Source organism: Chengkuizengella sp. SCS-71B (genome assembly GCF_040100845.1).
In the GTDB taxonomy this organism is placed as follows: domain Bacteria; phylum Bacillota; class Bacilli; order Paenibacillales; family KCTC-33759; genus Chengkuizengella.
The window spans coordinates 3,778,373-3,803,870 of the sequence record NZ_JAZHSH010000001.1 but is presented as its reverse complement, the minus strand read 5'-3'; the positions used below and the strand labels follow the sequence as shown (position 1 = coordinate 3,803,870).

32 protein-coding genes and 1 pseudogene are annotated in these 25,498 nt (G+C 32.4%); 29 read left to right on the top strand and 4 right to left on the bottom strand.

Features of this window, described 5'->3' with window-relative positions; all coding sequences use genetic code 11:
* The first annotated feature begins 54 nt into the window (after positions 1-54).
* Both VQL36_RS18625 and VQL36_RS18620 read left to right on the top strand, forming a co-directional pair.
* The gene (locus VQL36_RS18625) at positions 55-687 is read left to right on the top strand and encodes a nitroreductase family protein (protein ID WP_349250739.1); all 633 of its coding nucleotides are present in this window, start codon (positions 55-57) and stop codon (positions 685-687) included.
* Positions 688-969: 282 nt separating this feature from the next.
* Complete coding sequence (locus VQL36_RS18620; RefSeq protein ID WP_349250738.1) at positions 970-2,610, top strand: carbohydrate-binding protein; 1,641 nt, start codon at positions 970-972, stop codon at positions 2,608-2,610.
* Between the two features lie 118 nt (positions 2,611-2,728).
* Here VQL36_RS18620 and VQL36_RS18615 read toward each other — a convergent pair whose 3' ends face one another.
* Complete coding sequence (locus tag VQL36_RS18615; RefSeq protein ID WP_349250737.1) at positions 2,729-3,532, bottom strand: YwmB family TATA-box binding protein; 804 nt, start codon at positions 3,530-3,532, stop codon at positions 2,729-2,731.
* 150 nt (positions 3,533-3,682) lie between these two features.
* Positions 3,683-4,009: a hypothetical protein gene (locus tag VQL36_RS18610; RefSeq protein WP_349250736.1), complete on the bottom strand. Its 327-nt coding sequence runs from the start codon at positions 4,007-4,009 to the stop codon at positions 3,683-3,685.
* Positions 4,010-4,142: 133 nt separating this feature from the next.
* On the opposite strand from VQL36_RS18610, the gene VQL36_RS18605 reads away from it, so the two are divergent.
* Positions 4,143-4,535 (top strand): hypothetical protein, encoded by a 393-nt coding sequence (locus VQL36_RS18605; protein ID WP_349250735.1) that lies wholly within the window; start codon positions 4,143-4,145, stop codon positions 4,533-4,535.
* Between the two features lie 17 nt (positions 4,536-4,552).
* On the opposite strand, the gene VQL36_RS18600 is transcribed toward VQL36_RS18605, so the two are convergent.
* Complete coding sequence (locus tag VQL36_RS18600) at positions 4,553-5,821, bottom strand: NAD(P)/FAD-dependent oxidoreductase (RefSeq protein ID WP_349251218.1); 1,269 nt, start codon at positions 5,819-5,821, stop codon at positions 4,553-4,555.
* 144 nt (positions 5,822-5,965) lie between these two features.
* Entirely contained in the window at positions 5,966-6,961 is a 996-nt protein-coding gene (gene mgrA / locus VQL36_RS18595) for an L-glyceraldehyde 3-phosphate reductase (RefSeq protein ID WP_349250734.1), read from the bottom strand.
* A gap of 181 nt (positions 6,962-7,142) precedes the next feature.
* On the opposite strand from mgrA, the gene VQL36_RS18590 reads away from it, so the two are divergent.
* From VQL36_RS18590 to VQL36_RS18470, 26 genes and pseudogenes are all read left to right on the top strand, one after another.
* Positions 7,143-7,289, top strand: coding sequence for a hypothetical protein (locus tag VQL36_RS18590; protein ID WP_349250733.1), 147 nt, complete (start codon positions 7,143-7,145; stop codon positions 7,287-7,289).
* Between the two features lie 18 nt (positions 7,290-7,307).
* Positions 7,308-7,739, top strand: a complete 432-nt coding sequence (locus VQL36_RS18585; protein WP_349250732.1) for a DUF3905 domain-containing protein — start codon at positions 7,308-7,310, stop codon at positions 7,737-7,739.
* A 111-nt stretch (positions 7,740-7,850) separates the two neighbouring features.
* Positions 7,851-8,288, top strand: coding sequence for a BrxA/BrxB family bacilliredoxin (locus tag VQL36_RS18580; protein WP_349250731.1), 438 nt, complete (start codon positions 7,851-7,853; stop codon positions 8,286-8,288).
* A gap of 200 nt (positions 8,289-8,488) precedes the next feature.
* Positions 8,489-9,298, top strand: a complete 810-nt coding sequence (gene nadE / locus VQL36_RS18575; RefSeq protein WP_349250730.1) for an ammonia-dependent NAD(+) synthetase — start codon at positions 8,489-8,491, stop codon at positions 9,296-9,298.
* Between the two features lie 7 nt (positions 9,299-9,305).
* On the top strand, positions 9,306-9,698 hold the full coding sequence (gene acpS, locus VQL36_RS18570; protein ID WP_349250729.1) for a holo-ACP synthase: 393 nt from the start codon (positions 9,306-9,308) through the stop codon (positions 9,696-9,698).
* Between the two features lie 218 nt (positions 9,699-9,916).
* Positions 9,917-10,017: pseudogene (locus VQL36_RS21190) on the top strand (VOC family protein); the annotation flags it as partial.
* A 168-nt stretch (positions 10,018-10,185) separates the two neighbouring features.
* The gene (locus VQL36_RS18565; RefSeq protein WP_349250728.1) at positions 10,186-10,920 is read left to right on the top strand and encodes a hypothetical protein; all 735 of its coding nucleotides are present in this window, start codon (positions 10,186-10,188) and stop codon (positions 10,918-10,920) included.
* A gap of 222 nt (positions 10,921-11,142) precedes the next feature.
* A complete protein-coding gene (locus VQL36_RS18560; RefSeq protein WP_349251217.1) occupies positions 11,143-11,523 on the top strand; it encodes a GNAT family N-acetyltransferase in 381 nt (126 codons plus the stop codon).
* Positions 11,524-11,848: 325 nt separating this feature from the next.
* Positions 11,849-12,760 carry a YafY family protein gene (locus VQL36_RS18555; RefSeq protein WP_349250727.1) on the top strand — a complete coding sequence of 304 codons (912 nt, stop codon included), beginning with the start codon at positions 11,849-11,851 and terminating at the stop codon, positions 12,758-12,760.
* Positions 12,761-12,860: 100 nt separating this feature from the next.
* Positions 12,861-13,826: an alpha/beta hydrolase gene (locus tag VQL36_RS18550; RefSeq protein WP_349250726.1), complete on the top strand. Its 966-nt coding sequence runs from the start codon at positions 12,861-12,863 to the stop codon at positions 13,824-13,826.
* A gap of 589 nt (positions 13,827-14,415) precedes the next feature.
* A complete protein-coding gene (locus tag VQL36_RS18545; RefSeq protein WP_349250725.1) occupies positions 14,416-15,384 on the top strand; it encodes a hypothetical protein in 969 nt (322 codons plus the stop codon).
* Between the two features lie 253 nt (positions 15,385-15,637).
* Complete coding sequence (locus VQL36_RS18540) at positions 15,638-16,768, top strand: serine hydrolase domain-containing protein (RefSeq protein WP_349250724.1); 1,131 nt, start codon at positions 15,638-15,640, stop codon at positions 16,766-16,768.
* A gap of 104 nt (positions 16,769-16,872) precedes the next feature.
* Positions 16,873-17,235: a hypothetical protein gene (locus VQL36_RS18535; protein ID WP_349247913.1), complete on the top strand. Its 363-nt coding sequence runs from the start codon at positions 16,873-16,875 to the stop codon at positions 17,233-17,235.
* A gap of 293 nt (positions 17,236-17,528) precedes the next feature.
* Positions 17,529-17,963 carry a hypothetical protein gene (locus tag VQL36_RS18530; protein ID WP_349250723.1) on the top strand — a complete coding sequence of 145 codons (435 nt, stop codon included), beginning with the start codon at positions 17,529-17,531 and terminating at the stop codon, positions 17,961-17,963.
* Between the two features lie 229 nt (positions 17,964-18,192).
* A complete protein-coding gene (locus VQL36_RS18525) occupies positions 18,193-18,624 on the top strand; it encodes a hypothetical protein (RefSeq protein WP_349250722.1) in 432 nt (143 codons plus the stop codon).
* A gap of 74 nt (positions 18,625-18,698) precedes the next feature.
* Positions 18,699-19,223 (top strand): hypothetical protein, encoded by a 525-nt coding sequence (locus VQL36_RS18520; RefSeq protein WP_349250721.1) that lies wholly within the window; start codon positions 18,699-18,701, stop codon positions 19,221-19,223.
* A 496-nt stretch (positions 19,224-19,719) separates the two neighbouring features.
* Positions 19,720-20,100 (top strand): hypothetical protein, encoded by a 381-nt coding sequence (locus VQL36_RS18515; RefSeq protein ID WP_349248841.1) that lies wholly within the window; start codon positions 19,720-19,722, stop codon positions 20,098-20,100.
* A 115-nt stretch (positions 20,101-20,215) separates the two neighbouring features.
* The gene (locus tag VQL36_RS18510) at positions 20,216-20,539 is read left to right on the top strand and encodes an Imm8 family immunity protein (protein ID WP_349250720.1); all 324 of its coding nucleotides are present in this window, start codon (positions 20,216-20,218) and stop codon (positions 20,537-20,539) included.
* A gap of 472 nt (positions 20,540-21,011) precedes the next feature.
* The gene (locus VQL36_RS18505; RefSeq protein ID WP_349250719.1) at positions 21,012-21,194 is read left to right on the top strand and encodes a hypothetical protein; all 183 of its coding nucleotides are present in this window, start codon (positions 21,012-21,014) and stop codon (positions 21,192-21,194) included.
* Complete coding sequence (locus VQL36_RS18500; protein WP_349250718.1) at positions 21,154-21,759, top strand: hypothetical protein; 606 nt, start codon at positions 21,154-21,156, stop codon at positions 21,757-21,759. The genes VQL36_RS18505 and VQL36_RS18500 overlap by 41 nt, the downstream gene beginning before the upstream one ends.
* Positions 21,760-21,989: 230 nt before the next feature.
* The gene (locus VQL36_RS18495) at positions 21,990-22,487 is read left to right on the top strand and encodes a small multi-drug export protein (protein ID WP_349250717.1); all 498 of its coding nucleotides are present in this window, start codon (positions 21,990-21,992) and stop codon (positions 22,485-22,487) included.
* A 255-nt stretch (positions 22,488-22,742) separates the two neighbouring features.
* Positions 22,743-23,186 carry an AAA family ATPase gene (locus VQL36_RS18490; protein ID WP_349250716.1) on the top strand — a complete coding sequence of 148 codons (444 nt, stop codon included), beginning with the start codon at positions 22,743-22,745 and terminating at the stop codon, positions 23,184-23,186.
* A 441-nt stretch (positions 23,187-23,627) separates the two neighbouring features.
* Positions 23,628-24,176, top strand: a complete 549-nt coding sequence (locus tag VQL36_RS18485; protein ID WP_349250715.1) for a hypothetical protein — start codon at positions 23,628-23,630, stop codon at positions 24,174-24,176.
* A gap of 278 nt (positions 24,177-24,454) precedes the next feature.
* Complete coding sequence (locus tag VQL36_RS18480; protein ID WP_349250714.1) at positions 24,455-24,748, top strand: hypothetical protein; 294 nt, start codon at positions 24,455-24,457, stop codon at positions 24,746-24,748.
* A gap of 55 nt (positions 24,749-24,803) precedes the next feature.
* Entirely contained in the window at positions 24,804-25,127 is a 324-nt protein-coding gene (locus tag VQL36_RS18475; protein WP_349250713.1) for an NUDIX domain-containing protein, read from the top strand.
* Complete coding sequence (locus VQL36_RS18470) at positions 25,124-25,315, top strand: hypothetical protein (RefSeq protein WP_349250712.1); 192 nt, start codon at positions 25,124-25,126, stop codon at positions 25,313-25,315. The genes VQL36_RS18475 and VQL36_RS18470 overlap by 4 nt, the downstream gene beginning before the upstream one ends.
* The last annotated feature ends 183 nt before the right edge of the window (positions 25,316-25,498 follow it).

Here is a 25,498-nt window from a genome sequence, read left to right as displayed (position 1 = left end):
TAACTGTAAGTTTTTAAATTACAATTAGTAAGTAATTGAGGAGGAGTTATTAAAATGTTGTCCACTAAACAAGATATTTATGAAATAATTAACGATCGTAAATCCGTGCGTGTATACGATTCATCTGTCAAAATTGATAGAAGTGAAATGAATGAAATACTTGAAGAAACAGCGAAAGCACCATCTTCATGGAACCTTCAACATTGGAAATTTCTTGTGATTGATGATGAGCAATTAAAGCAAACTTTATTGCCGATTGCCTTTAATCAGCAGCAAGTTGTTGACGCAGCAGCTACAATTGTAGTTCTTGGTGATCTTGAAGCAAATAAAAATGGTGAAGCGGTATACGGTGAAGCAGTGAAACATGGTTTTATGACACAGGAAGCAAAGGATACATTGATGGGTCAAATTAATGGTGCATATCAAAATCAACAAGCTGCTTTTAGTGAAGCTGTACTAAATCCTTCATTAGCTGCGATGCAATTAATGTTAGTTGCAAAAGCAAAAGGTTATGATACATGTCCAATGGGTGGTTTTGATCGAGAAAAAATATCTGAAACTTTTAATATTCCAGCACGTTATATTCCAGTGATGTTGATAACCGTTGGAAAACAAGCCAAGCCAGCACATGAAACACCTAGATTTCCAGTATCTCAAATTGCTTCGTATAATACATTTGAAGGTTAAATTTCATACTTTTTAATATGGAAAATAAGGAAGAGACATCTCTTATGAGATTTATTCACTCTCAAGAGCTGTCTCTTTTAATATTGGATAAATTGCAATTGAGATTGAGTTAATAATTTAATATAATTAATGCATGAAATCGTTTTCCAATAATCTGCTATGGGAGGGAGGAGTTAGGCAAGCATAAGTAATATTAGACTTTATATAGTTCCAGCTAATAACGATTTTTCTGAAGCTATTGATGAAAGCGCTTTCTAATAATTAAATGGGAGGGTATATCAAATGAAGAAAGTAATTTTAGTTTTATTTTCAATCTTGATAACAGTTTTATTGATCCCTACAATTGGAATCGCTGACAATCACGAAGAATGGACCTTAGTATGGAGCGATGAATTTAATGGCAATACTCTTGATACGAGTAAGTGGACTTATGATATTGGTAATGGAGTAGGAGGTTGGGGAAATAATGAGGAGCAATATTACACCAGCCGCACAGAAAATGTAAGAGTTCAGAATGGGAGTTTAATAATCACAGCATTAAATGAACAATTTAATGGGTTTAACTATACTTCTGGAAAGTTAAAAACAGATGGACTTGCGAGTTGGAAATACGGAAAATTTGAAGCTAGAATCAAGTTACCTGTAGGACAAGGTTTCTGGCCTGCATTTTGGATGATGCCACAAGATGACATTTATGGTGGATGGGCATCATCTGGTGAAATTGATATTATGGAAAATAGAGGAAGATTGCCTCATGAAATTAGTGGAGCCATTCATTATGGAGAAAATTGGCCAAATAATGTTTATTCAGGCGGATCAATAACAATACCTAATAATGGCACTGCAGCAGACTGGCATAATTATAGTGTGGAGTGGGAACCAGGTGAAATTCGTTGGTACTTGGATGGACAATTATATAATACGGAAACCTCCTGGTATAGCAGAAGTTTAGGTCAAACTACTAATAACCCTTTTCCTGCCCCTTTTGATCAAGAGTTTTATATGATATTGAACTTGGCAGTGGGAGGGAATTTTGATGGAGGTCGTGTACCTGCCCCAAGTGATTTTCCTGCAGAGATGCTTGTAGACTATGTAAGAGTTTATGAATCATCTGGTCCACCTACAGGTGGTCCTATAAATGCATTTGATCGAATTGAGGCAGAAAACTATACATCAATGAATGGAATTCAGACAGAAACAACCACGGATATCGGTGGCGGATTGAATGTTGGATGGACGGATGAAGGAGATTATCTCGCTTTTAATCAAGTTGATTTTGGAAATGGAGCAAATAGTGTTGATGTAAGGGTTGCTAGTAATACAAATGGAGGAACGATTGAATTTAGATTAGATAGTATTTCTGGACCTCTAATTGGAACAGTAAATGTTAGCAATACAGGTGGCTGGCAGAGCTGGGTAACCAATACTGCCGCGATTTCTAATGCTGAAGGTATACATGACTTATATGTAGTTTTCAGAGGTAGTACTGGAATTGGAATTATGAACTTAAATTGGCTGGAATTTTCCAATACAAACCCTTTTGAAAAAATTGAAGCAGAAAGTTATACATCTATGGTTGGTATTCAGACGGAGCCCACTACGGATGTAGGTGGAGGGTTAAATGTAGGCTGGACGGATAATGGAGACTATTTATTTTTTGAAAATGTTGATTTTAGAAGTGGTGCAACTGGAATAGAAGCAAGAGTTGCGACTCAAACAGTTGGGGGAAGCATTGAATTTAGATTAGACAGTACAAATGGTCCATTAATTGGGACCGTTAATATTACAAATACAGGTGGTTGGCAAAATTGGGTAACTAATACAGCTTCTATAACAGCAACTTCGGGTACACATGATTTGTATTTAGTATTTAGAGGCGGCAGCGATATCGGAAATCTCAATTGGTTTAATTTAATAAATTAAATTAATAAAATAGAAAACGTGAACAGTATGAACTGCTCACGTTTTTTTGTTTTGATGTATTGACCCTTAACATTAGTCATCGAGGAACCGGGACTCATAACTGACCGTTGAGATGTAATTAATATTCCATTGTAATGATTGGAGATCCTATTGTTAATTGCCATTCGTCATTTAGTGAATTTTGATGAAGTGCTACTTGAATATTCATCGGATTAGATCCACTTAAAATTTTTGAATTTAAATTTGGAGAATAGTATGAATTACTGATTGTCCGTTGACCTGTATAAGTTTCAATTTCATTTAATTGAAGCTGTTTGTTTAGTTGCTCCCATAATTTTAGAAAATCCACTTCTTCAGATTTTGTATATATTCCTTGTATCATCGAATTCCAATTTACATTTATATTTAATTTTTCTAGTGTAGCCTCAATTTTTGTTTTTGTTTTAGATAAAGAGTCTAAACTTTGATGATTGCTATCTAATGTTATTGTTAAATAAGTTGATTTGTCATTGTTCATTCCAGTTAATTTTACAGCAAAATTTGTTCCATTTTTATTTTCAAAGGATGTGTATACTAAGTGATTTAATTCTATTAAACTTTCACCATGCGGCATTTGAAGCTCATCCATTAGTAGATTTCCTATTTGTTCGAAATCTCCTTGATTTTCATAACTTTTATAAAAACTACTGTGTTTTAAAATAAATGTATAATCTTCTGGATAAATCTCTTCAGAAAGAGACACAAATTGTAAAAAATCATCTTCAGGATGTGCATAAATGTAATAAGATAAACTGCTTAATAGCAATATGATGACAAGCACTAAGCTGTATATGATATTTTTCTTTAATAACGCTAACATCCAATCACCTTTGTAAGTTAATATTTTAAGACTTTTCTTTTTGTTAATAAATAGTTTATCCAAAACTATTATTTTTAAACTTACAATAATAGAAACATTTAATAGAATTGATTGAAAATTAAAAAACAGTAAAATCAATAAAGAAATCACTGTTTTTATGGAAGAATAATTTTTTTATATTTATTAAAGTTAAGGACCGTAAATAAATAGTTGTTATTTTATAATATCGAAATTTCCAATTAGAGGGAGTGGCTTTTCTTTCTCAGATGCTGAATTAATAATACCAATAATCATATAAATGATAACGGCTAAATTTCCAAAAGGGAGAATCAATAACCAGCCCAAAATAGGAATAAAAGAGCCAATTACATTAACTGCAACAGCAAAAATAAATAAAATAAGTCCTTGATTGGCATGATACATGGCAAACTTTGAATCTCTTGCAGTTAACATTGGTAAGAAAAATAAAAAATAGGCTAAAACTGCCCAAATTTTATTTTCTTCAATATCTTTTGAATTTATTTTGTGTGGTTGCTGCACTATATGACCTCCTTTTCTAAAAGGTGTATTCATACTAATTTTATGTTTGAAGTCAGAGCCTGATGACAGTTCATTTTGTATAGAACACATTTTTGGGGGATAAGCTATATAAAAAACTTAAAGGAATGAACCGATGGATAAAAAACCGATTATTTTTGAGTTTGAGGATAGAAGATCAGCATTTTTAGCCTTAGATACGTTAGAGGAGTTAGGATATGAAGTGTTTTATCATGATGATTTGAGCAAACCAACATTGCACATTCATCTTGAAAAAAATGATTTGACATCTGCTCTGGAAATTATTCAAGCACATGGGGGCACAATGATAGAAAAAGCTTCAGATGAAAGTAACTATATTAATGCCGCTTATGGAATGGAGGAAGGACAAATTCCCATACCTGCACATACTGTTATTGAGGATTTACCAGAAAATTATTTAAGTGATTATAAAAATAATGAATTAGAGGAACAAACAAATGAGTATGAAGAAACAAATTACTTATCTGCTGACGATGTTCATATATAGGTAAGAAAAGAGCCATCTTAGATGTATGGCTCTTTTTGTGCAGCATTAATACCAGCAGTATGTCCAGTAACAAACGCAGCAGTGATGTTATATCCCCCTGTATAACCATGAATATCCAATATTTCACCACAAAAAAACAGACCATTCATTAATTTGGATTCCATCGTTCCAGGATTCACTTCCTTCAGGTGTACGCCTCCACCTGTTACAAAGGCTTCCTCAATAGAACGAGTTCCTTTTACATAAATGCTAAATTTCTTTAGAATGGATATTAGTTCTAACCATTTGGAATTTGCTACACTGTTAAAAATCATATCTTCCTTTAAATTAACTAATTTAAGTAAAATAGGAATGATTCGTTCAGGCAACATTTTTTTTAATAAGTTTTTGATTTGTTTCTTAGGTTCGTTTTCACCTAAGTTTCTGATTTGTTTGAGAAGCTGTTCTTCGGATTGTTCAGGAAATAAATCAATTGACATCTGTATTTGAGTCACATCAAACTTTTTCATCGTTTTGATTACAAATTGACTGCATCGTAAAGCCGCTGGTCCAGAAATACCAAAATGGGTAAAAATCATGTCTCCCTCATGGGTGATTACTTTTTTGTTTTTGGGGCTCCAAACGGTGAGCTCAATGTTTCTTAAAGATAATCCTTGAAGCTCTTTTTTTTGAATAAAAGGTTCGTTTGAGGTAATTGGAACTTCTGTAGGATATAGTTCGGTAATCGTATGACCTGCATCTTCTGCCCAAACATATCCATCCCCAGTAGAACCTGTATGTGGAACAGATTTTCCTCCAACTGCTATAATCACAGACTTACATTTTATCTTCTCGCCTGTTTGTAATTCAATTCCTTTTGTTTGTTGATCAGCATAAAGGACTCGTTTCACTGGAGAGTTGGTCTTCATGTGTACACCTAGGTTTTCTGCTGCATTAATTAGAGTGCGTACAACAGTTATCGCTTTATCCGAAACAGGAAACATTCTACCCCGATCTTCTTCTTTTAATTCGATTCCTAACTTTTCAAAAAACTGTATAATATCTTGATTATTGAAATTGGAAAAAGCACTATATAAAAAACGCCCGTTTCCAGGGATGTTTTTTATAATTTCGTCAACTTCATGGGCGTTTGTGACGTTACATCTACCGCCTCCAGAAATAGCTAACTTTCTACCTAATTTATTCCCTTTGTCAACAAGTAACACTTTAGCTCCATTTTCACTTGCAGAAATACAAGCCATTAAACCAGCAGGTCCGCCACCAATTACGATAACATCATAAGACATATATTTAACTCCTTCTTTCATAAACGAAAGTAAACCGTCTTTGCTTCCAAGCATCTAGACGATTTACACTAAACGAAATATGAGCTGACCGCCCTAAAGGGCAATCAACTAACAACAATCTAGAATACAAAATAGAAAGGATTATTATCCATTTAAAATATTCTCAATTTTATTTAATTCTTCACTACTGAACTCAAGATTATTGATAGTTTTTACGTTTTCTTCGATCTGACTCACTTTGCTTGCTCCTATAAGCGCAGTTGTAATACGTCCTCCTCGTAATACCCATGCTAATGACATCTGTGCTAAACTTTGTCCACGGTTTGAGGCTATTTCATTCAATTGCTGCACTTTGTTAATTTTTTCTTTAGTAACATCTCCTTTATTCAAGAAAATGCTTTCTTCTCTTGCCGCTCTAGAGTCTGTAGGAATCCCTTCAAGATAACGATTTGTAAGCATACCTTGTGCCAATGGTCCAAAAGCTATGGAACCGACTCCAGCTTCTTCAAGTACTTCTTGAAGTCCATCTTCAACCCAACGGTTAAACATAGAGTAATTTGGTTGGTGGATTAATAAAGGTGTTCTTAATTCGTTGAGAATACGTATGGCTTCTTTTGTTTCTTCTGGACCATAATTTGAAATGCCTACATAGAGTGCTTTTCCTTGTCTAACCACTTGATCTAGAGCCCCCATCGTTTCTTCTAAAGGTGTATTTGGATCAAATCTGTGGCTGTAAAAAATATCAACGTATTCTAATCCCATTCTTTTTAAGCTTTGGTCTAGGCTGCTGATTAAATATTTTTTAGAACCCCATTCACCGTATGGACCTTCCCACATTCCGTAACCAGCTTTTGTTGAAATGATTAACTCATCTCGGTAACTTGCTAGATCAGATTTTAAGACAAGACCTAGTGTTTCTTCTGCTGATCCGGGAGGAGGACCGTAATTATTTGCTAAATCAAAATGAGTAATACCTAAGTCGAATGCACTAAGCAACATTGATTTCGAATTTTCAAAAGTATCTACTCCTCCAAAATTGTGCCATAAACCTAAAGAAATAACGGGCAGTTTCAAACCAGAACGACCACAATAATTGTATTTCATATCAGAATATCTACTGTTACTTGCTATGTATGTCATAAATGATTCCTCCTATATCTCTACTTTAGAATTGTATTGATCCATCTATTCTAAATTAAGCAACTATAAAAATTCAAGTTCTTGAAAAAACATTCAAATTAGGACATCCTTAAACAAAGCTGCTGAATCATTTTTAGAAACCTACACATAATAATAGTAGAAAGGAGTAGGTTACAAACAAATGAACACGAAAGCTAACCAAGATTCAAAAGCACAGCAAGAGCATGAGAGAGAGAGCCAACTTCAGCAACAAAAAGAGACCGCTCAATCAGGTGATTTAAAAAATATAGATAAGAAGTTGGACGGCCCAAACCAACCTGCTACATAATATTAGGAGATAGATACGATGGCTAATCAAAAGAAAAAGAGTCAAAAACAATCGAATTTGAGTAAGGAAAATCAACAGAATCAGAAGCAATTTGATTTAGATCCTTATGAAATTAATTTTCTCCCTCAATTTAAAAAGGGGAACGAACCCAAAGAAGCTTTTGTAAATAAACATGGAGTGGTCATAGGTGACCATGAATATGAATCTCCAAACTCTCCTTTAACCAAGTGGACGGAAAAAACCGATCCTGAAATTATGGCAGGGGATGAGTGGGTGCACCCATATAAGGATATAGGTTTTCAAACAGAACAAAATAAAGATTATTTTGAGAAGGGCATTGATCCACAAGAGGGCATATTTACCCATCCTGATAAAGATGTTTCTTATGAACCTCCCATTCACAGTAAAGAGGAAGGGAACAAGTCAGATTCGAATGAGAATGAAAAATAGTACAAATAGTACAAATATACCAAACATTGCTTTCATTCCTTTAAGCCATGTATAATAAACTTAAGATAAGACGATTTTATATGAAATTAATATTTTGAGGAGTGAAAGCACATGTCTATGTCTTTTGATATGTATATGAATGATGTTATACAACCGATGCGTGATGAGCTTACAAAAATAGGTGTAAAGGAGCTTAGAACTGCTGAGGAAGTTGAGGGCAATTTTGAAGAGTATAAAAGTGGTACTTCACTTGTAGTAGTGAATTCAGTTTGCGGATGTGCGGCTGGACTTTGTAGACCTGGTGTTGCGCTTGCTCTAAACCACGAGAAAATACCGAACAATTTATTTACTGTTTTTGCAGGTCAAGATAAAGAAGCTACGGCAAAAGCACGTGAATATTTTGCACCTTACCCTCCATCATCACCTTCTATTGCATTGATGAAGGATGGAAAATTAGTTCATTTTGTTGAAAGACATGAAATTGAAGATCATTCTGCTGAACAGATTGCTAAAAACCTAACAGATGCTTTTGACAAGTATTGTGACTAAAAATTTAACATAGTACTTTTTAACATCACTAATCTCATTAGTGATGTTTTTTAGCTTATTGAGTCACAATAGATATCGCTTTGAATCGTGGTTGTTCTAGCTACCATTCGACGAGTTTTCTTTAGTGGTAAAATAAGTATAAATAAGTTTATAATAAAAAAAGATTCAATGTATAATTTAATTTTAGAGGTGAAAGGATAATGAGTTTACAAAGAGAAATTATTGCTGCTCTTGGTGTCCAACCTGAAATTGATGTCGATCAGGAAATACGAAAAAGAGTAAACTTTTTAAAAGATTACATATTAAAATCAAAAACGACAGGTTTATTGATTGCGATTAGTGGTGGAGTTGATAGTGCTGTTACCACAGGATTGTGTAAAAAGGCAACGGATGAATTGGTTGAGGAGACAGGGAAGCCTTATGAAACATTAGGGGTTTTTCAACCTTATGGTGAGCAAGAAGATATAGAAGATAGTTATGCAGTTGCTAAAGCTTTTCAGTTAAAATCCGCAACAGAAACAAATATTGAAGAAGCAGTTGACGAAATCGCAATTGAAGTAGAATATGCTTTGAAAAATTTAGGTGATTCTAGACATATAAGTATTAAAGGAAAAGGAAATGTAAAAGCTAGGACTCGCATGGTGATGCAATATGCTCTAGCATTTGAAAGGAATTTATTGGTTGTCGGGACAGACCATGCATCTGAAGCGCTGACGGGATTTTTCACCAAGTATGGGGATGGAGCTGTAGACATTACTCCATTAAGCACATTATCTAAAAGACAAGTAAGAATGATAGCTGAAAAATTAGGAGTACCTAAAAGGGTGATTGAAAAAGCCCCTACTGCGGGTTTATGGGCTGGACAAACTGATGAAACTGAGTTAGGCATTACATATGAGCAAAATAGTGATTTTCTTGAAGGGAAAGAAGTGGATCCTAAAGTGAGAGAAAAGTTGGAAAAGTTATATAACAACACAGAACATAAAAGAAATCTGATTCCAGGAATTTAGGCTGTTTATGATATATGGCATCGGTAATGATCTTATTGAAATATCAAGGGTAGAAAATGTCTTAAACAAAAATCATGGCAAAAAATTTGTAGATCGCATATTAACTCCACAGGAAAAAAACATATACATGAAACGTGTAAAAAATAACGTGGAATTTGTCGCAGGAAGATTTGCTGCTAAAGAAGCTATTGTAAAAGCTTTAGGATGTGGAATAGGAGATAAGGTTGGTTTTCAGGACATAAATATTGTCCCTGATGAATTAGGCAAACCATTATGTCGTATTTCAAGTGAAGTTTTAGAGAATTTAGGTGTATTATCTGAATCGAAAATACATATCAGCATCACACATAGTGCTACAATGGCAGCAGCATTTGCAATAGTTGAAATCTTAGATAATTAAATACTACATCCAAGATAACCATCCAATGTTTCAAGGATGGTTTTATTTTTAAGTATTGATATATGTTGTGGTTTTAAAAGATTTTCCAGATTGTTTAATCACCATTTGTTAGAATTAGAAAATTTGAAATAAACAAAAAACTATAGGGTAGTTTAGTTTGAAATGATTTTAGAGTATTATTAAATATAAATAGGATATTTGAAAATGGAGTGATCCTTTTGATTAACAAAGTAGGTCAAATAATGTTAATGTGAATAACCAAGATGAGTCAGTGAATTTTTGGACTAAAAAAGTAGGGTTTATAGTAATAAGTGATGAACTATTTTGCTGTATTGGAAAAATAAATAAAATATATTAAAGTTTTTCAGCAAAATGACGCTTTTTTTAATAGAGAAGTGTCTTTCTTTATGATTCAGGAAACTCTATATGGGGATTCCATACCTTATGTGAAACAAGGGGTCAGTATATGAAATTAGGGGGAGTCATATTGAGGATATTATTAACTTTCACTTTAGTATTATGTTTATTTTTATCAGGATGTTCAGATAAGAGTCTAATTGTAGAAGAGTTAAATCCGCGTGATAATATACATGGAAATGCGGAAATTAGTTGGACTGATTTTGTAAACATTAATGATAAAAAATATTTTGGAGCTTGGGAAGTGATTATCTCTGATTCATCGTTCGTTAATGAGAATGATGTTGTTGGAGAAGTCGAATTTAAATTGGCTGGTGTAGTTGGTAATCCGAGTTATAAATCAATAGATGGAGATGCTGCATTTTTAGATATAGGCACAAAGCTGTATTCGGTTAAAGGCTTTGAAAATCAGTCATTGATTGTAGTAATAGATAAGAATCGAATCAATGGTTATCAAATATATCAAGAGGAAAATCAAGATCTTTTGCCTAATCGTTTTAGTGAAATTGTAAAACAAGACATAGAAAAAATCGAACTTTATCATTCTAGAGGACTAGGTACTAAAATTCAAACATTAGCAGGAGAAGATGTAAAGAAATTCATTTCATTGTTGGAAGAGGGATTAGACACACCAAACTACCAATCTAATATAACAGATAGAGATCCTATTTATTATGATATGGTCTTTTACACAGGTGGAACCTTTGCATACACTTTAACCTTAGCAAATGATGGAGAAAATTATTTTTTCCATCCTTGGGAGACTAGAGTTGTTTCAAAAGAAATTGAGCAATACTTTCAGTAGCTTAAAATATAATAAAAAGATAATTGGGACATTTCTTTTATAGAGATGCGTCTTTCTTTATGATTTGGCAGTATATGATGAAAAAACATTGGTGTAGCTGTTAAAGGTATGATTGAATACGACCTATTACAACTATTTGGTGCACTACTTGAAGAAGTGAAATACTTTAGATTTACAGTAAAGCAATACATAATGGAGGGTTGCAATTTGAATGTGAAAGTTATGAGTTTTAACGAAAGACCAATAAAGGCTACTGAACTTATCCGGCTTTATGGTAATGCAGGTTGGTGGGAAGAAAGAAAAAAGCAAGATATTGAGAGTATGTTAGAACAAGAGAATTCGGTTGGTGCTTGGAACGACAATGTTCTTATAGGGTTTGCAAGAGCTGTAACAGACGATAAATTTAGAGCTTACATTGAAGATGTTGTAGTATGTAAAGACTTTCAAAAATCAGGTATAGGAACGAAACTTGTCTCACAATTGTTAAAAGAGCTTTCTCACATAGATGTTATTAGTTTGTTTTGTGAAGAGGATTTAATTTCATTTTATGAGAAAAATACTTTTAAATTTAGTAAAACTCAATTAGTAATGCACAGGAAATAAAGCCGTTTCCTATTAAAACTTAATTTATTAAAACTCTATTTTATTTTTTTATGCCGCAAAACCGTAGCATACAATTTATTGTTGGTCAAATAAATTTCTTCTGAACTCTTCTTGACATTCATTGTTTAGATGCTATGTTAGATTGAAATAACTAAATTTTATTAGAATGTAATGGTAATGGATAAAAAAGATAGTAGCAATTACGTGGCATCAAGACGTTCAGCGATCATAAGCATGATATGTTAAAAAATGCTTTGACAAAAATACCTTATACTCTAGAATATGCCTAACATATATTAAGGAGATTAATATGAAAATAGACCGTATGCTGACAATCATTGTTATATTACTTAATAGAAGTCGAATATCGGCAAAAGAACTTGCGGAAAAGTTTGAAGTTTCAGTTCGAACGATTTACAGAGACATAGAAGCTATTAATATGGCTGGTATTCCAATCATATCATACCCTGGGAATAATGGCGGTTTTGGTATTAGGGAGAATTATAAATTAAATCATCAGTTGCTGACACTAAACAATTTGTGTTCCATACTTTCAGCACTTAAAGGTGTTAACTCAACATTTGAGGATGTTGAGCTTGAATCATCCATAGAAAAACTGCGAAATATCATTCCACAGGATAAAACTCATCATCTTGACCTGCATATGGAGCAAATCATAATTGGTATGCAGCCCTGGGCATACACCTCAAAACAAAAAGAGCTGGTCAAAAACATCCGGAATGCTATGACTCAATCACAATTGATTACAATTATATATAGAAACTATGCAAACGAAACAAGTACAAGGCAGATAGAACCGATGTCATTAATCTTTAAAGGTTATACATGGTATCTTTTTGGCTATTGTCACTTAAAAACAAATTACAGGGTATTCAGGATTTCACGCATTATTGACTTGCAGGTTGAAGATGTACTATTCAAGCGTAGGGAAAAGTCATATCAAGAAATTGAAGAGGCATCAATGAAGCAGGTCTCTTTAACCAGCATTACATTAAAATTCGTACCCCAAGTGAGGGCCCGAGTTGAAGATATTTTTGACAAAGAAAATATTGAAATTCTGAACACAGGTGAACTGATTGTGACTGCACAATTTCCAGAGAAGGAATGGTATTTTGCATTGATATTCAGTTTTGGCGAACACGTCGAAGTGTTAGGTCCTGAAAGGGTACGCCAAGCTGTTGCATCTAGAATAAAATCGATGCATGAAAAATATTAATAAAATTATTTTCTCAAACCTGACATTCTAGTGTCACACCACTATGCTACTATGCAAACTGTAACAGAATTTTAGTACAGCTAGTATAGGAGGTAATATGATGATTAATAAAACTGATTTTCCCAATCCTACCCTTATTTCAGTCAACGGTGTGGAACTCGAAGTCTTTGAAGCAGGCCAACAAAATGTAGGAAAACCTATTGTACTCTGTCACGGTTGGCCAGAACATGCCTTTTCTTGGCGCTATCAGGTGCCCGTCCTTGTTGACGCAGGCTACCATGTCATCGTCCCAAACCAACGGGGTTATGGCAACTCATCCAGTCCGACTGAAGTAACCGATTATGACATTGAACACTTGTCGGGTGATCTCATCGCACTTCTCGATCACTACGGATACGAAGATGCTATCTTTGTCGGTCATGATTGGGGTGCAACTGTCGTTTGGGGACTGACCTTATTGCATCCAGACCGTGTAAATAAAGTGATAAACCTGAGCGTGCCTTACTTCGATCGAGGAGAAAAACCCTGGCTTGAGTTCATAGAAGATATGTTTGGCGCTGACCACTATTTTGTCCACTTTAATCGAAAGCCAGGCGTCGCAGACGCTGTATTCGAAGAAAATACATCCCAGTTTCTTCGCAACATGTACCGAAAGAATGAGCCATTCAGAGAGCCTCAGCCGGGCATGGCGTTGATCAATCTCGCCAAAGAAGAAACACCATTCGGTGAACCCATAATGAGTGACAGCGAACTGGCTGTTTTTGTCTCTGCCTTCGAATCAGCGGGGTTCACGGGAAGTATAAATTGGTACAGAAACCTTGATCGCAACTGGCACTTATTGGCGGACGTGAATCCTATCATCCAACAGCCTACACTCATGATCTATGGCGACCGGGATGGGGTCGCGAAGTCTGAAACACTAACAGAGTTCGTGCCCAATGTTGAAGTGGTAAATCTAGATTGCGGTCATTGGATCCAGCAAGAAAAGCCAGTAGAAACAAACCAAGCCATTTTAAAATGGTTGGAACAATGGGAGCAATGTCTGGATAAAAAGATATTTGAATGAGAGGAAAGATAATGATCCATCATTGTTTGTAACTGAAAGAAAATCTAACCATCGTATGAGCATGGACCTTATGCGATATGTGATTAAAAGAATATCCAAACGAGCTGGTATTCACAAAAATATATGTCCAATTAAGTGGCAAGTTAAGACATCGTAGCTAATATTTTTAAGAAGAGGACAAATGAAATGTCCTCTTTTTTAGTGCATAATTTTTGCTTTATTATAAGTACAGAATGTCTTCATTTTGGATTTGGGCCAATTGTTGAACAAGGAGGAAATGAATAATAAATTTAATTAGGAGGCTTTATCTATCTTAAATACCCTAGATGCACAACATATGAAATATGATAAATGGTATAATTTTGCCTAGGACAAAATGACTTTATTCAGTAATTGATGATTTAGTAAATAGAGATTCAAGTGGTTAGTGTTAATCAATTGATCCAAGATCATATAAATATGACTTGGCATCACTTGAGAGATCATTGATTATATTCAAACTTTAATTGAAAGAGTATATTTGATTATGATGAAATTAATGAATGATAAGAGTAAAGGTATTAAAATCAAGTGGAGGGAATTTTAATGAATGGTTGAAAATATATTGTTTGAAATAATGATGAGTAATCAGGAAGTCTCAACAATGAATTTAAAAAAATGGTTTAACAATCTCGTATATTTTGATCCTAAAAAAATGATGGTACCCAATATTGGTGGTGGGAAAGTGAGGAAATATGTTCCCCAAACCTTTTATGAGGCACTAGATAAAATAACAGGTAAAGATATATTTTCCATAATGTTAGATGGAGATCGTAATTATTTTACTTTTACAAAAGGACCATTTCTTTGTTCGATATCATTCAGATTGAATGGTGAGATTTATCTCAAAGACCAAAACATTATTTTAGAGAATTTAGATGATTTATTTAAAAGTCATCAAAGTGTAGTGGCATATATGTGCACGTCTAAAGATGATTTTTTACAAAATAATACAGACATAGATCTATATATATCAAAGGGAAAATCTCTTGAAGATGTAAGATTAAAACAACACGATGTATTAAAAAAAAGGCAAGTGATCGATATAGAATTTAATCCAGGGCATTCCCATCTTATAAGAGATGTATGGTTTGGATCGTGTTGGAGAATGTGGTTTGGCGAGCAGTACTTTCAGTATATTCCTAAAGAAGTATTACTTAATTTTAAGGGTGGTTATGAGACAACAGAGTTAGAAACTGGATTAATCAGGATAACGCTATATGAAGATATGTGGGAGTATGACAAAGTTGAAAATAGAGAAATTCAGTGGCAGTTTCGTAGACAAGTGGGAATGGATGAAGTAGCACATCTATTAAAAGATAAGCGAGTAAAAATCGAAAATCTAAACCCAGCTATTGAAATTTTAACAGAGAATTTACAACATGGTGGTATAAGAGGAGTGACTTACTACATCAACGAAAATAAAGAAGTGGTACCGAAGTCTGAAGCAACACGTAGATATTCTTATGAAGTTGATGAAAGAGGAAATGTCATTTGGTCGGAAAATGAAAACTTGTAGATGAAAAAGCGTCAAACGATTGGGATCTCCTTTTCGTTTTGGTGTCTTATTATACTTGACGTTATTCAACAATATGACGCTTTGAGAGAAGTGCCTTTCTTTATGATTTGGGGCCATTTTGTTGAAAAAGAGATTATTACGAACTATATGGTGTTTAATTTTCCGTTTTTTTTACACTATATTAAAAAATGAAACTTCTTGGCAGCTCCTTCGTATTTAATGGCATTGCATAATAAATAAAGGAGCGATATTTTTGAAAAAAACGATGTTTCTTGTACTTATTAGTTTATCTCTTCTAATTGTCGGATGTAGTGCGGAAAATTCTATTGATAAAGAAAGTGAAGTTTCAGATTTATATAATGAAATAGACTCTACTATGTCTTCTATTGAGAGAAAACATGATTTTTCAGGAGCTGTGTATGTTGGGATGGAAGGTGAAGAGATTTATTCCAAAACATTTGGTATGGCTGACTATAAGCAAGATATCCCAAATACATTGGACACGAAATTTATCATGGCATCTTTAACTAAACAATTTACAGCCACAGCGATATTACAGTTAGAGGAAAGAGGATTGCTTGATCTTGATCATCAAGTTACAAAATACTTCCCAGATGCAAACCAATTTAATGAGATTACAATTCATCACTTATTATCCATGTCATCTGGTATTGTAAATACAGGTCATCCAAGTCTTGTTGAGAACTTTGAAAAGAGTCTTGGGTCTAATATTACTTCGTTGCCATCCGCAGAAGAAACCATTGCTTTATATAGTGACATTCCTCTTAACTTTAAACCTGGGGAAGAATATGAATATAGTAATTCCAATTATTTTTTATTAGGATTGATAATAGAACAAATCTCGGGGGATACATATGAAACCTTTTTATATGAAAATATTTTCGAACCTTTAGGGATGTTAGATTCAGGTTATAGTTTGGATTGGAACATTCAAGAAAATAAAGCGATTGGATATGAAAAAGTGATTACAGAAAATAATGTTTATCCTAGTCAATATGATGAGTATTTCTTGTTCCATGCTGCCGGGGGTTTGTATACAACAATGAATGACTTAGTAAAATGGGATAGGGGATTATATTCTGAAAAATTACTAAAAAAAGAGACAATAGATAAGATGTATGCTCCTTATACTAAAATTCCTTTAAATTCCGACTATGGTAATGGATATGAATATGGATATGGGTGGCTTACGCAGAGAAATAATGTTGAACATGCAGGGTACTTACCAGGGTATTTAGCGAATATTTATCGTGAGCTTGATTCAGAGCTTGTCATTATTTTTTTAAGCAACAATCAATACATAGGAGGAAACAAGATTTCGAATTTTACAAATACGCTTACTAACATTGTCAAAGGTGAATGAAGACAAGGAGTAGATAATGAAATGACGTTTGTATAAAACTGGAGTCATTTTTTTATCTGATTATAAAATAAAGTTTATCTAATTATTCGAGGAGGAATTGAACTATGACTTCAGAAAGCCATGTTCTCACGCAAAAACAAATAGCAGAGTCATTTTCTAATGGTAATTTTGAGCCTACTTTTCCATTTCTAGCAAAAATAATTGAATGGAATATCGTTGGTGACAAAACCTTAGTAGGTAGGGAAGCTGTAATAGAAGAATGCAAGCAAACTTCAAATTATTTCAAAACTATAACCACTAAATTCACTACATTGAATGTAATTTCCGAAAAAAATTGTGTTGCAGTAAATGGAACAGCTGAATTTATTCGCAATGGTGAACAATTATCTTTAGTTTCAGCCTGTGATGTCTATATTTTTAATGATAAAAATGAACTGCAAAGAATCGATTCTTATTGTATCAAATGAGACGCTTTGCTTTCTCCTGTCAAAAGTATTGTTAAGGATTATAAGGATGGAAGTTTTGCAACAATATGGCGCTTTTCACTAAGAGAAGCGTCTTTCTTTATGAGTGGGGCCATATTGTTGAACAAGGTGACAATTATGAGGGGGGTATACTTAACTCTTAATTGTGTTGGTAAATGAGCTTTGAAATTGTGTAGTTATAAACTAATGAATATAGGTTAATGAAAATAAAACTGATATAATCTATAGTACAACTTTGCTTAAATGGCATATTATGAAATGAAGGTGTAGTTAATATGAGAACTTATAAGTTTGCTGAGTATGAAATAGAGATTGATTATGCTAGGACATTAGAATATTATAAAGACCTTCCATTCATCGGAGATGAAGATGATTGTAACTGTATATATTGCCAAAATTATGCACTTGCAACAATGTATTTTCCAGAAGACGTAAAATCTCTATGCATAAATATAGGAGTAAATCTTAAAAAAGATGCAAGAGTTAGTCACTTTTATGAAGCAAAGAATAGCAAACATATGTATATTGCTGAATACAAATTATTTGGAAACATTATAAGAAGAGCAAAAACAGAAGCAATTGATGTGTTGTATAAAAATGATGAGGATTACTTTACAATTAGTTTATTAAATGTAGAGGTTGATGACAATGTAATTGAACTTTGTATAGAGGCATTTTTACCATGGTTATTAGATATTCCACCTGAATAGTTACTTTTCACTTTTATACCTTCGGTGGCTGAACCTAAGTAGATATTAATTCCCCTATATGATTTTTAATAATGAACAATATTACTTTCAACTCAATAAAATTTATTCTTGAAACCAACTTAGGAATTTCAACTAAATTTGGTGATGAGAAATTTTTCTATTACTTTAAGCTTTGGGAAGGTAACTATTTGATAAATTCACTGATATTAGAATGGTGTTGAAAAATAAAATGAGGTCTTGGAGATATAAAATCACAAGCGATTATTTTGATTACTTGGATTTTCATGATTGTCTAGTTGAACAAGTGAAAGTAGAAAAGGACCTAGTTACAATAGGTTTAGAATTTATTAACATTTCAGAAAAACATCCAATTAATCCTTATGATGTAGCAAAATCAACAGACAGATGTGAGCTAACTTTTATCAATGTTACAAAGAGCGAAGTGATACTCTTTGAAGAAAATATGAAGGTAAACATCTTAATTGCTGATTTAGAAGAAATGGAACTATTAGAGTTTAATAAGAAACAGGTTAAAGACTATTTCATTTTTGATATATTCGGTATTAATGGAGGAGCACATGAATTTTTTAGTTTAAAACTTCATGCTAAGAGTTTTATTTTGCAATGGAATGATTTTAAAGAAAATGCTTGGTATGTATGATAGTACAATTAATTGGAAGTCTTCCATAATATGGCGCATAAATTAAATAATTGTATTTGGATTGGAGGTTACTTATGGATGATTCACAGTGGTTGAGAGGTGGTCCTTTTCTTGAAGTAAGTTTCTTATTGGAACTTAAAGGCGAAAAGAAGAATATTATAAAAACAATACTGAATAAATTGTCTAAATCCCATAATCAGATTGAGGTTGTTGATGAAAAACTTGATTCTAAGATCGAATCATTTGTTAAGGGTTATCCATATGATGAAGAAGATCCACATACAGTTCAAATATATTCTATGGAAGTAAAGTTATATGTTCATGTTGCTGGTAGGCGTAAAGCAACATTACAAATAGAACAAGTATCCTCAAATGCTCTTTTGATAAATTTTTGGTTTTTTGGATGTGAATTTGATGTACCAGAATGGGGGCAAAAAGCTATAAAGATTGATGATCTCCCTGGTTTCAATAACTTTCTTACTGATCTATATAGTAACTTTCAATTTAAGATTGGTGGAATAGCTATTGAAAACGATATACTAGATTTATTCGATTGTAGTGAAGTTTATCCTAATGAGTGTTATCGTTTCGAGAAGTGAATCCAAATCAATTTTTAGAAAACAAACCATATTTTATTTATATATTATGGAATGAGGATTACAAAAAGTTAGTTGAAATACCATATAATCACAAAAGGATTAATAAACTCGGATTGCTAATTACTATCTCAGATCTTTAGTGTTTTTATTCAGCACTATGGCGCTATTCTCTAATAGAGAAGCGTCTTTTTTATGGATGGGCCAGATTGTGGAACAAACTCTTCTGAAAATAACATCTGGTAACATTTACTTATAGTGAACATCCCTAGTATTATAATAAACTAGTTTAATAAGATATATATGCCCAACTTATTATTATAACTTGTAGATTTTAGGAAAAGGTTTATGTTTTTTTTAATTTAATTAGCATGAATAAAAGAAGGGGGACATCCCTTTTTTATAATAGCTGAGGAGTTATTATATGAATAAATTTAATATAAATATTATTTTTTTAATCATAGTACTTTTTTCCTCATTTTCATTTAATGTATATCAAATGAACGAGTTAAAAAAGGAAGGTAGAGAACAAAATCATATAGATCAAGAATTTTTATCAAGTTTAAGAATACTTAAACGTTCTCTAGAAAATGATTCAAGTTTATCATCACATGTTATCAGACATGCAACTAAAGCTGAAAGTCTTTCTAAATTTACCAGTTATTATGACGAGACTTATGTTGTGCAAGTTTATTCTATAGTATTATTAGATTATTTACTTCAGATGACTTATTTAAATAAAGATATAGATGACATAAGTAAAAAACAGGAATTAATCCAAGTATTAGATGAACTTTCAAAAGATCCTTTAGATGAACAGATGATGAGTGAATTACAATATCTGTTGATTGAATTAAAAAAAGATTATGACTTTAATTAACTGTTGAAGTGTAGTTTTTGCGTACCATCTATTTGATTTAGAGAGAGATACTGAATAAGCTGCCAATGCTTTTAACTACCATAGAATAAAAAATATAGGGGTAGGGGGGATTGTAATGCTAGAGATAAAGGCTATTTCAAAGGATGAAAATTGGGGAGAAGACGATAATGATTTTTATATCCAATTTCAAGTTTATGTTGGAGTACCTAATATTAAGTTCTCATCTAATTTACTTACATTCGATGTTGTAAGTCCAACAAGATTAAGTGAAATTCTTGAAACTAGTATAATAGAAGTAGGACATGGATATTTAATTATGAATGATTTCAATATTAATACTATTAATGCAACTATTAAAGGAATAATGAAAAATTGTAAATCTAATGATTATGATACGTATCTAGAAAAATTATCTAAGTATTTCAGATTACAAGATTAACTTTATAAAAATAATAATTATTAATAAAGTTATAATAAATCTCAACGGATATGATATATTCATCCTACTATAGTTTGAATTGTCAATAAAGAGTCATAGAAATAATTGAAGAGTATTCAATACTATTTAGTTGGAAGGAGTATAGATGATGGAAAGGTTTTTATTTATATTTGGTATCATTGTATTTGCGTTTAGTGCAATATTTTTTGGTATGAATTTTTATTGGAGAATACGATGGAATTGTTCTAATTATATCGGTATTAGGGATGTTAAATGGTGCTATAGCTATGGGGGTCTCTGAGATTTTAAGTCATATAAAGAACATAAATCAGTAAGTCTTTACAATATGGTGCTCTTCTCGAAGAATGGTGTCTTTTACTTTTGGATCATTTAATCGAATAACAAAATAGAATAATTAGCTAATATTTGATTTAAATACTGTGATATGATGACTTTTGAGGGAGATTAAAGAATGCAAATAATAACAACATATAAGGATTTGGATAATTGGCTTAATGATAACTTTGGATTTGAAGATGGCTATGTTTCAGATTTACAGAAGATTGATGAAAGCACAGTTAGAATGCGTGTTGGTTTTCAAATAGAAGGAAATTATGTTGCTGGAACCCCAAAAAGGTGTAAAAGATTTTCATGATCATTTTCAACATATTGATCATTGCGTTGAAGGAGTAGTTCCTATTAAGTTGTCGGTCGGAATAGGGATAGAATTTGATTTACCTGAAATGGTTCAGCTACACTGTGAAGCATTATATATTGATAAACCTATTTATATAAGAACAATTACTAAGCCTTGGGTAAGCGAAAAATATTTATTCGCTAATGTAAAAAATACAATTTTACCAAAGTCATTTGCTTGGATAAAACTTCTTGAATTAAAGGGATTTAAAACTTCTTGGAGATATGGAGGAAGTGAAATAAAATTACCAGAGCAAGTTCCTTATCCTGATTACTCAGGATGGTTTCTTCAAGAAACCAATAAAGTGAAAGATACGGAATTTGGAGTGTTTATAGAAAACGTAAAAGTGGAAAATAACGGTTTTTATATTGCGATAAATAGATATGAATCTGAAATAAACTTATGGCTTGCAGTAACAAAAGTAATTGCAGAGTTACCAAATGTCCAGATTGAAACAGGTAACTGTGAATTTACAGGAGAACAATGGATTAATTATATTGAAACAGGAGTATTGCATTATTAATTAATCGGGCTCATTTATGAAGAGATATATTCTTCAACAAAATGGCGTATTTCTCTAATTAGATATGCGTCTTCTTTATGATTTGGGCCATATTGTGGAAGTAGGGAAGTCAAACAAAAAAATGGATTAAAAAGGAAAATAATTATCTAGTTTTGTGTTGACAATCCAATTAAGTTAATGCAATACCTAATAATTTAAAAAATATAAAGTGTAACGTTTAGGAGGGAAATATGAATTTCTTTGAATTATTGTGGGCATATCTACTTGTGTTTATATTCTCTGCGATCCCTTTGTTTGAAGCATATGCAGTGATTCCCATTGCCATTGTTGCTGGTTTATCGCCTATACTTGTTGTGATCATAGGGTTATCAGGGAATATTTTAACCGTATTTTTGTTGATTTTATTTATCGAGAAGATTAAAGAGTGGAGAAATAAGATCAAAAAAAATAAAAAACAAAAGGCAACTAATAAGCGTTCCTTAAGAGCAGAAAAACTATGGAAGAGATATGGTTTGATCGGGCTTACCCTCATCGGACCTCTATTAGTAGGTAGTCATCTTACGTCTTTCATGAGCCTTGTATTCGGGGGAACTAAAACAAAAACATTATATTGGATGATTATTAGTATCACGATGTGGAGTCTTCTTTTTTCAATTTTAACCTATTTTGGTGTCAATATGTTTTTACCAGAGAGTGATGGGTTTCTAAATAAATATTTCAATAACTAAACGTGTTATTTTTTGGGGAGTTAATTCAATTTTTTTGACCGGTGGCTTATTAAATATATCCAAAGGATGAGGAGTCTGAATATATTGTACCTTCCACAATCTGGATCTCTAAGAAAAGCGTCTTTCTTTATGGTAAGGGCCATATTGCTGAATAACTCTTATTGTGAAAATTAAGATAATTTGAAATAATTAATAATAATAAAAAGTAATTTGGAAATATAAAGTAGAGTTGCTTTTTTTGAGAAGGGGATGTTTGTGAAAGTCCAAATAATTGGTGGTTCGGGTACTGGAAAAAGTACATTAGCAAAATACATCAGTGAAAAAGAAATTATCAAGTGGATTGATACAGATAACTATTATTGGAGAGATAGTTTTTTCTCGGAAATTAATCCAATTGAAAAACGAATTGAAATGTATCAGAAAGATATTAGTTCTAACGATAATTATATAGCATCTGGCTCCATTTTCATGTGGTATCCTGAAGGCTTCTGTAACCGTGACCTTTTAGTTTTTCTTTCACTTGATGAAGAAGTTCGTATGAAACGCTTAAGGAATAGAGAAATTGAACGAAATAACCTTAGTCGAATGTGGCTAGATGAAAATGGTGAGTATACAAATGACTTTATAGAATGGTGTAAAACATATTGGTCAGAAGAAGATAAGGGTAAGTCAGGTACATATGCGGAACAATTCTATTAAATTTCAATATCAATGAGTCCTGTCATAAAGATCGACAGCTCTAAACCTCTTGATGAACTCTATGCTGAAATAATGAGCACTTTAAGTAAAGAGAAAAGATAGCTATCTTGTTGTTCTTTCCTTTTTAAACAGAAGGGCCATAGATCGTTTTGCATATCTAAATCTTTAAATAAGGAAGGTTTAAATACTTAGAATTTAGCTTTTATTTAATCTTTTGAAATCCTTAACGTTGTAAATTCGCAGTTTCTAACGCTACACTGTTTAAATTAATGTCTCTATTCTTAATGAACGGCTGTTTTTCGTCCACTTCGTTAAAAATTCAAAATAAATAAAGTGTAAATCATGTTATTGTGGTTTTGCATAGCTGTTTTCAAATTATTCGAAACCAAAGCAGGTGTTTAATCGTAAATATAGAAGATTATTAAATATGGAGGGATTACAATGGTTAAAAAACAAGCTCTTGTTATAACGTTGTTGACCCTTGTAATATTAACAGTTGGGTGTTCATCAGAGACAGAATCAGCTATTGAAAATGAAAACATCATAGTTATTAAATCCGTATTACAACAACAATTTACAACTGATCAAGAATGGGTTGAATTATATGAAAAGGTATCAACATTAGTAGAACAAATTCCACCTGATCTAGAATTAATTGAAAAGATAATAACTGAAGGAGATAGTTACATAGAAACAAAATATAAGTCTTATTTTACTGAAAATATGTATGAAAAATTTATTATTTTATATGCGACACAATTCCAAATATATACAAACTTTATATTTAACGTTGAAAGTGTTGATGTCATACAAAATGAATTTACAAAAGGTGCCTATGATTTTACAGTAAATGTGATATATAAAAAGGGAAATGAAGAAGAAAAAAAAGCAAAAGTAATCGGAAGAGCACATATATACGAACAAGGGAAAATATCTAACATTGATTATAGGGACTACGGAGGATTGTATGAAGCATTAAAAGAGAGGTGAACCTAGCTATAATAATGAGGTTCTCTTTACAAGAGGCTGTTGAGAAAACCAGGAAAACTTTAGAGTTTTTAAATGTACCATTTTTTATTCAACATGGTACATGTATAAATTAATCACTCTTCTACGAAATGGCGCTATTCTTTAATAGAGAAGCGTCTTTCTTTATGAATGGGACCAGATTGTGGAAGAACTCCTTGTGAAAATTATGATTTTTTGAAATACTTATAATCAGGTCTAATTGAAGACTTTATTTAATAAATCAAGGCAAGGTGGATAATATGGTTATATCTAATGTATTAGATGGTGCAAAGGTAATCCAATATACTTCAAATTCAGTTTCTAATAAATTTGGAACAGTAGGGATTATTAATGAAAAAGATGAAATAATTGATGGATTACTTATTACTGCCATGGCTATTTGTCAGTATGTAGGAAGTGACGAGTATTATCTATTTTCTTGTGACCTGCATTGGGAGGTAATTGGTGATATTGATTGTGAATCTTTAGAAGAGGCAAGAGACATTGCTAAAAATAGTTTTAATGTCAACTATGAGAATTGGATTACAAAATAATCTTAAAACAATAACATAAATCCAAAAATAAAAAACAGGTTAGTAGGTGAAATACATGATAAATGGGGACATTACTTTAGATATACTAAATGGGAAATTTAGCTGTCGTGTTGGGGCAATAATCATTGATTCAAATGAGATTTTAATGGCAAAAGATGAAAAAACTTCGTTTTATTATACGATAGGTGGTCGTGTAAGATTTGGGGAAACTGCAGAAGAAGCAATTTTACGAGAAATTTTTGAGGAAACTCAACATCGTCTTGAACTTGGTGAATTAAAGTATGTTCACGAAAACTTCTTTACTTCTTATGAAGGTACTGTTAACCATGAGATTTCTTTTTTTACTCGGTTAAATCAAGTGCCGAATTACGCCTTATGAAACATGCTTTCTTTGAAGAGTCATATGGTAAAGTAACGTTACATTGGCTTCCGATTGATGAATTATCGAAATTAGAATTATATCCAGAGTTTTTTAAGACGGAATCTTTGGATTCGGATGGCAAAATTAAGTGTTTCATAACAAAAAACAATCATACTTATTCAACAACCGATCACGAATCAAAATAGAAAGTATGTTTATATAATATAATAAGGTTCTTGTCGTCCGACAATTTCATTGAAATTCCATGATATATAAGGGATTTCATCGATCGTAGTGGGGGTAGCAACCTTAGAGGCATATAAGAAAAAGGGATATGCAACACAGTGTATAGTAAAGCTGTGCAATCAATTGCTAGGGAAAGGGAAAGA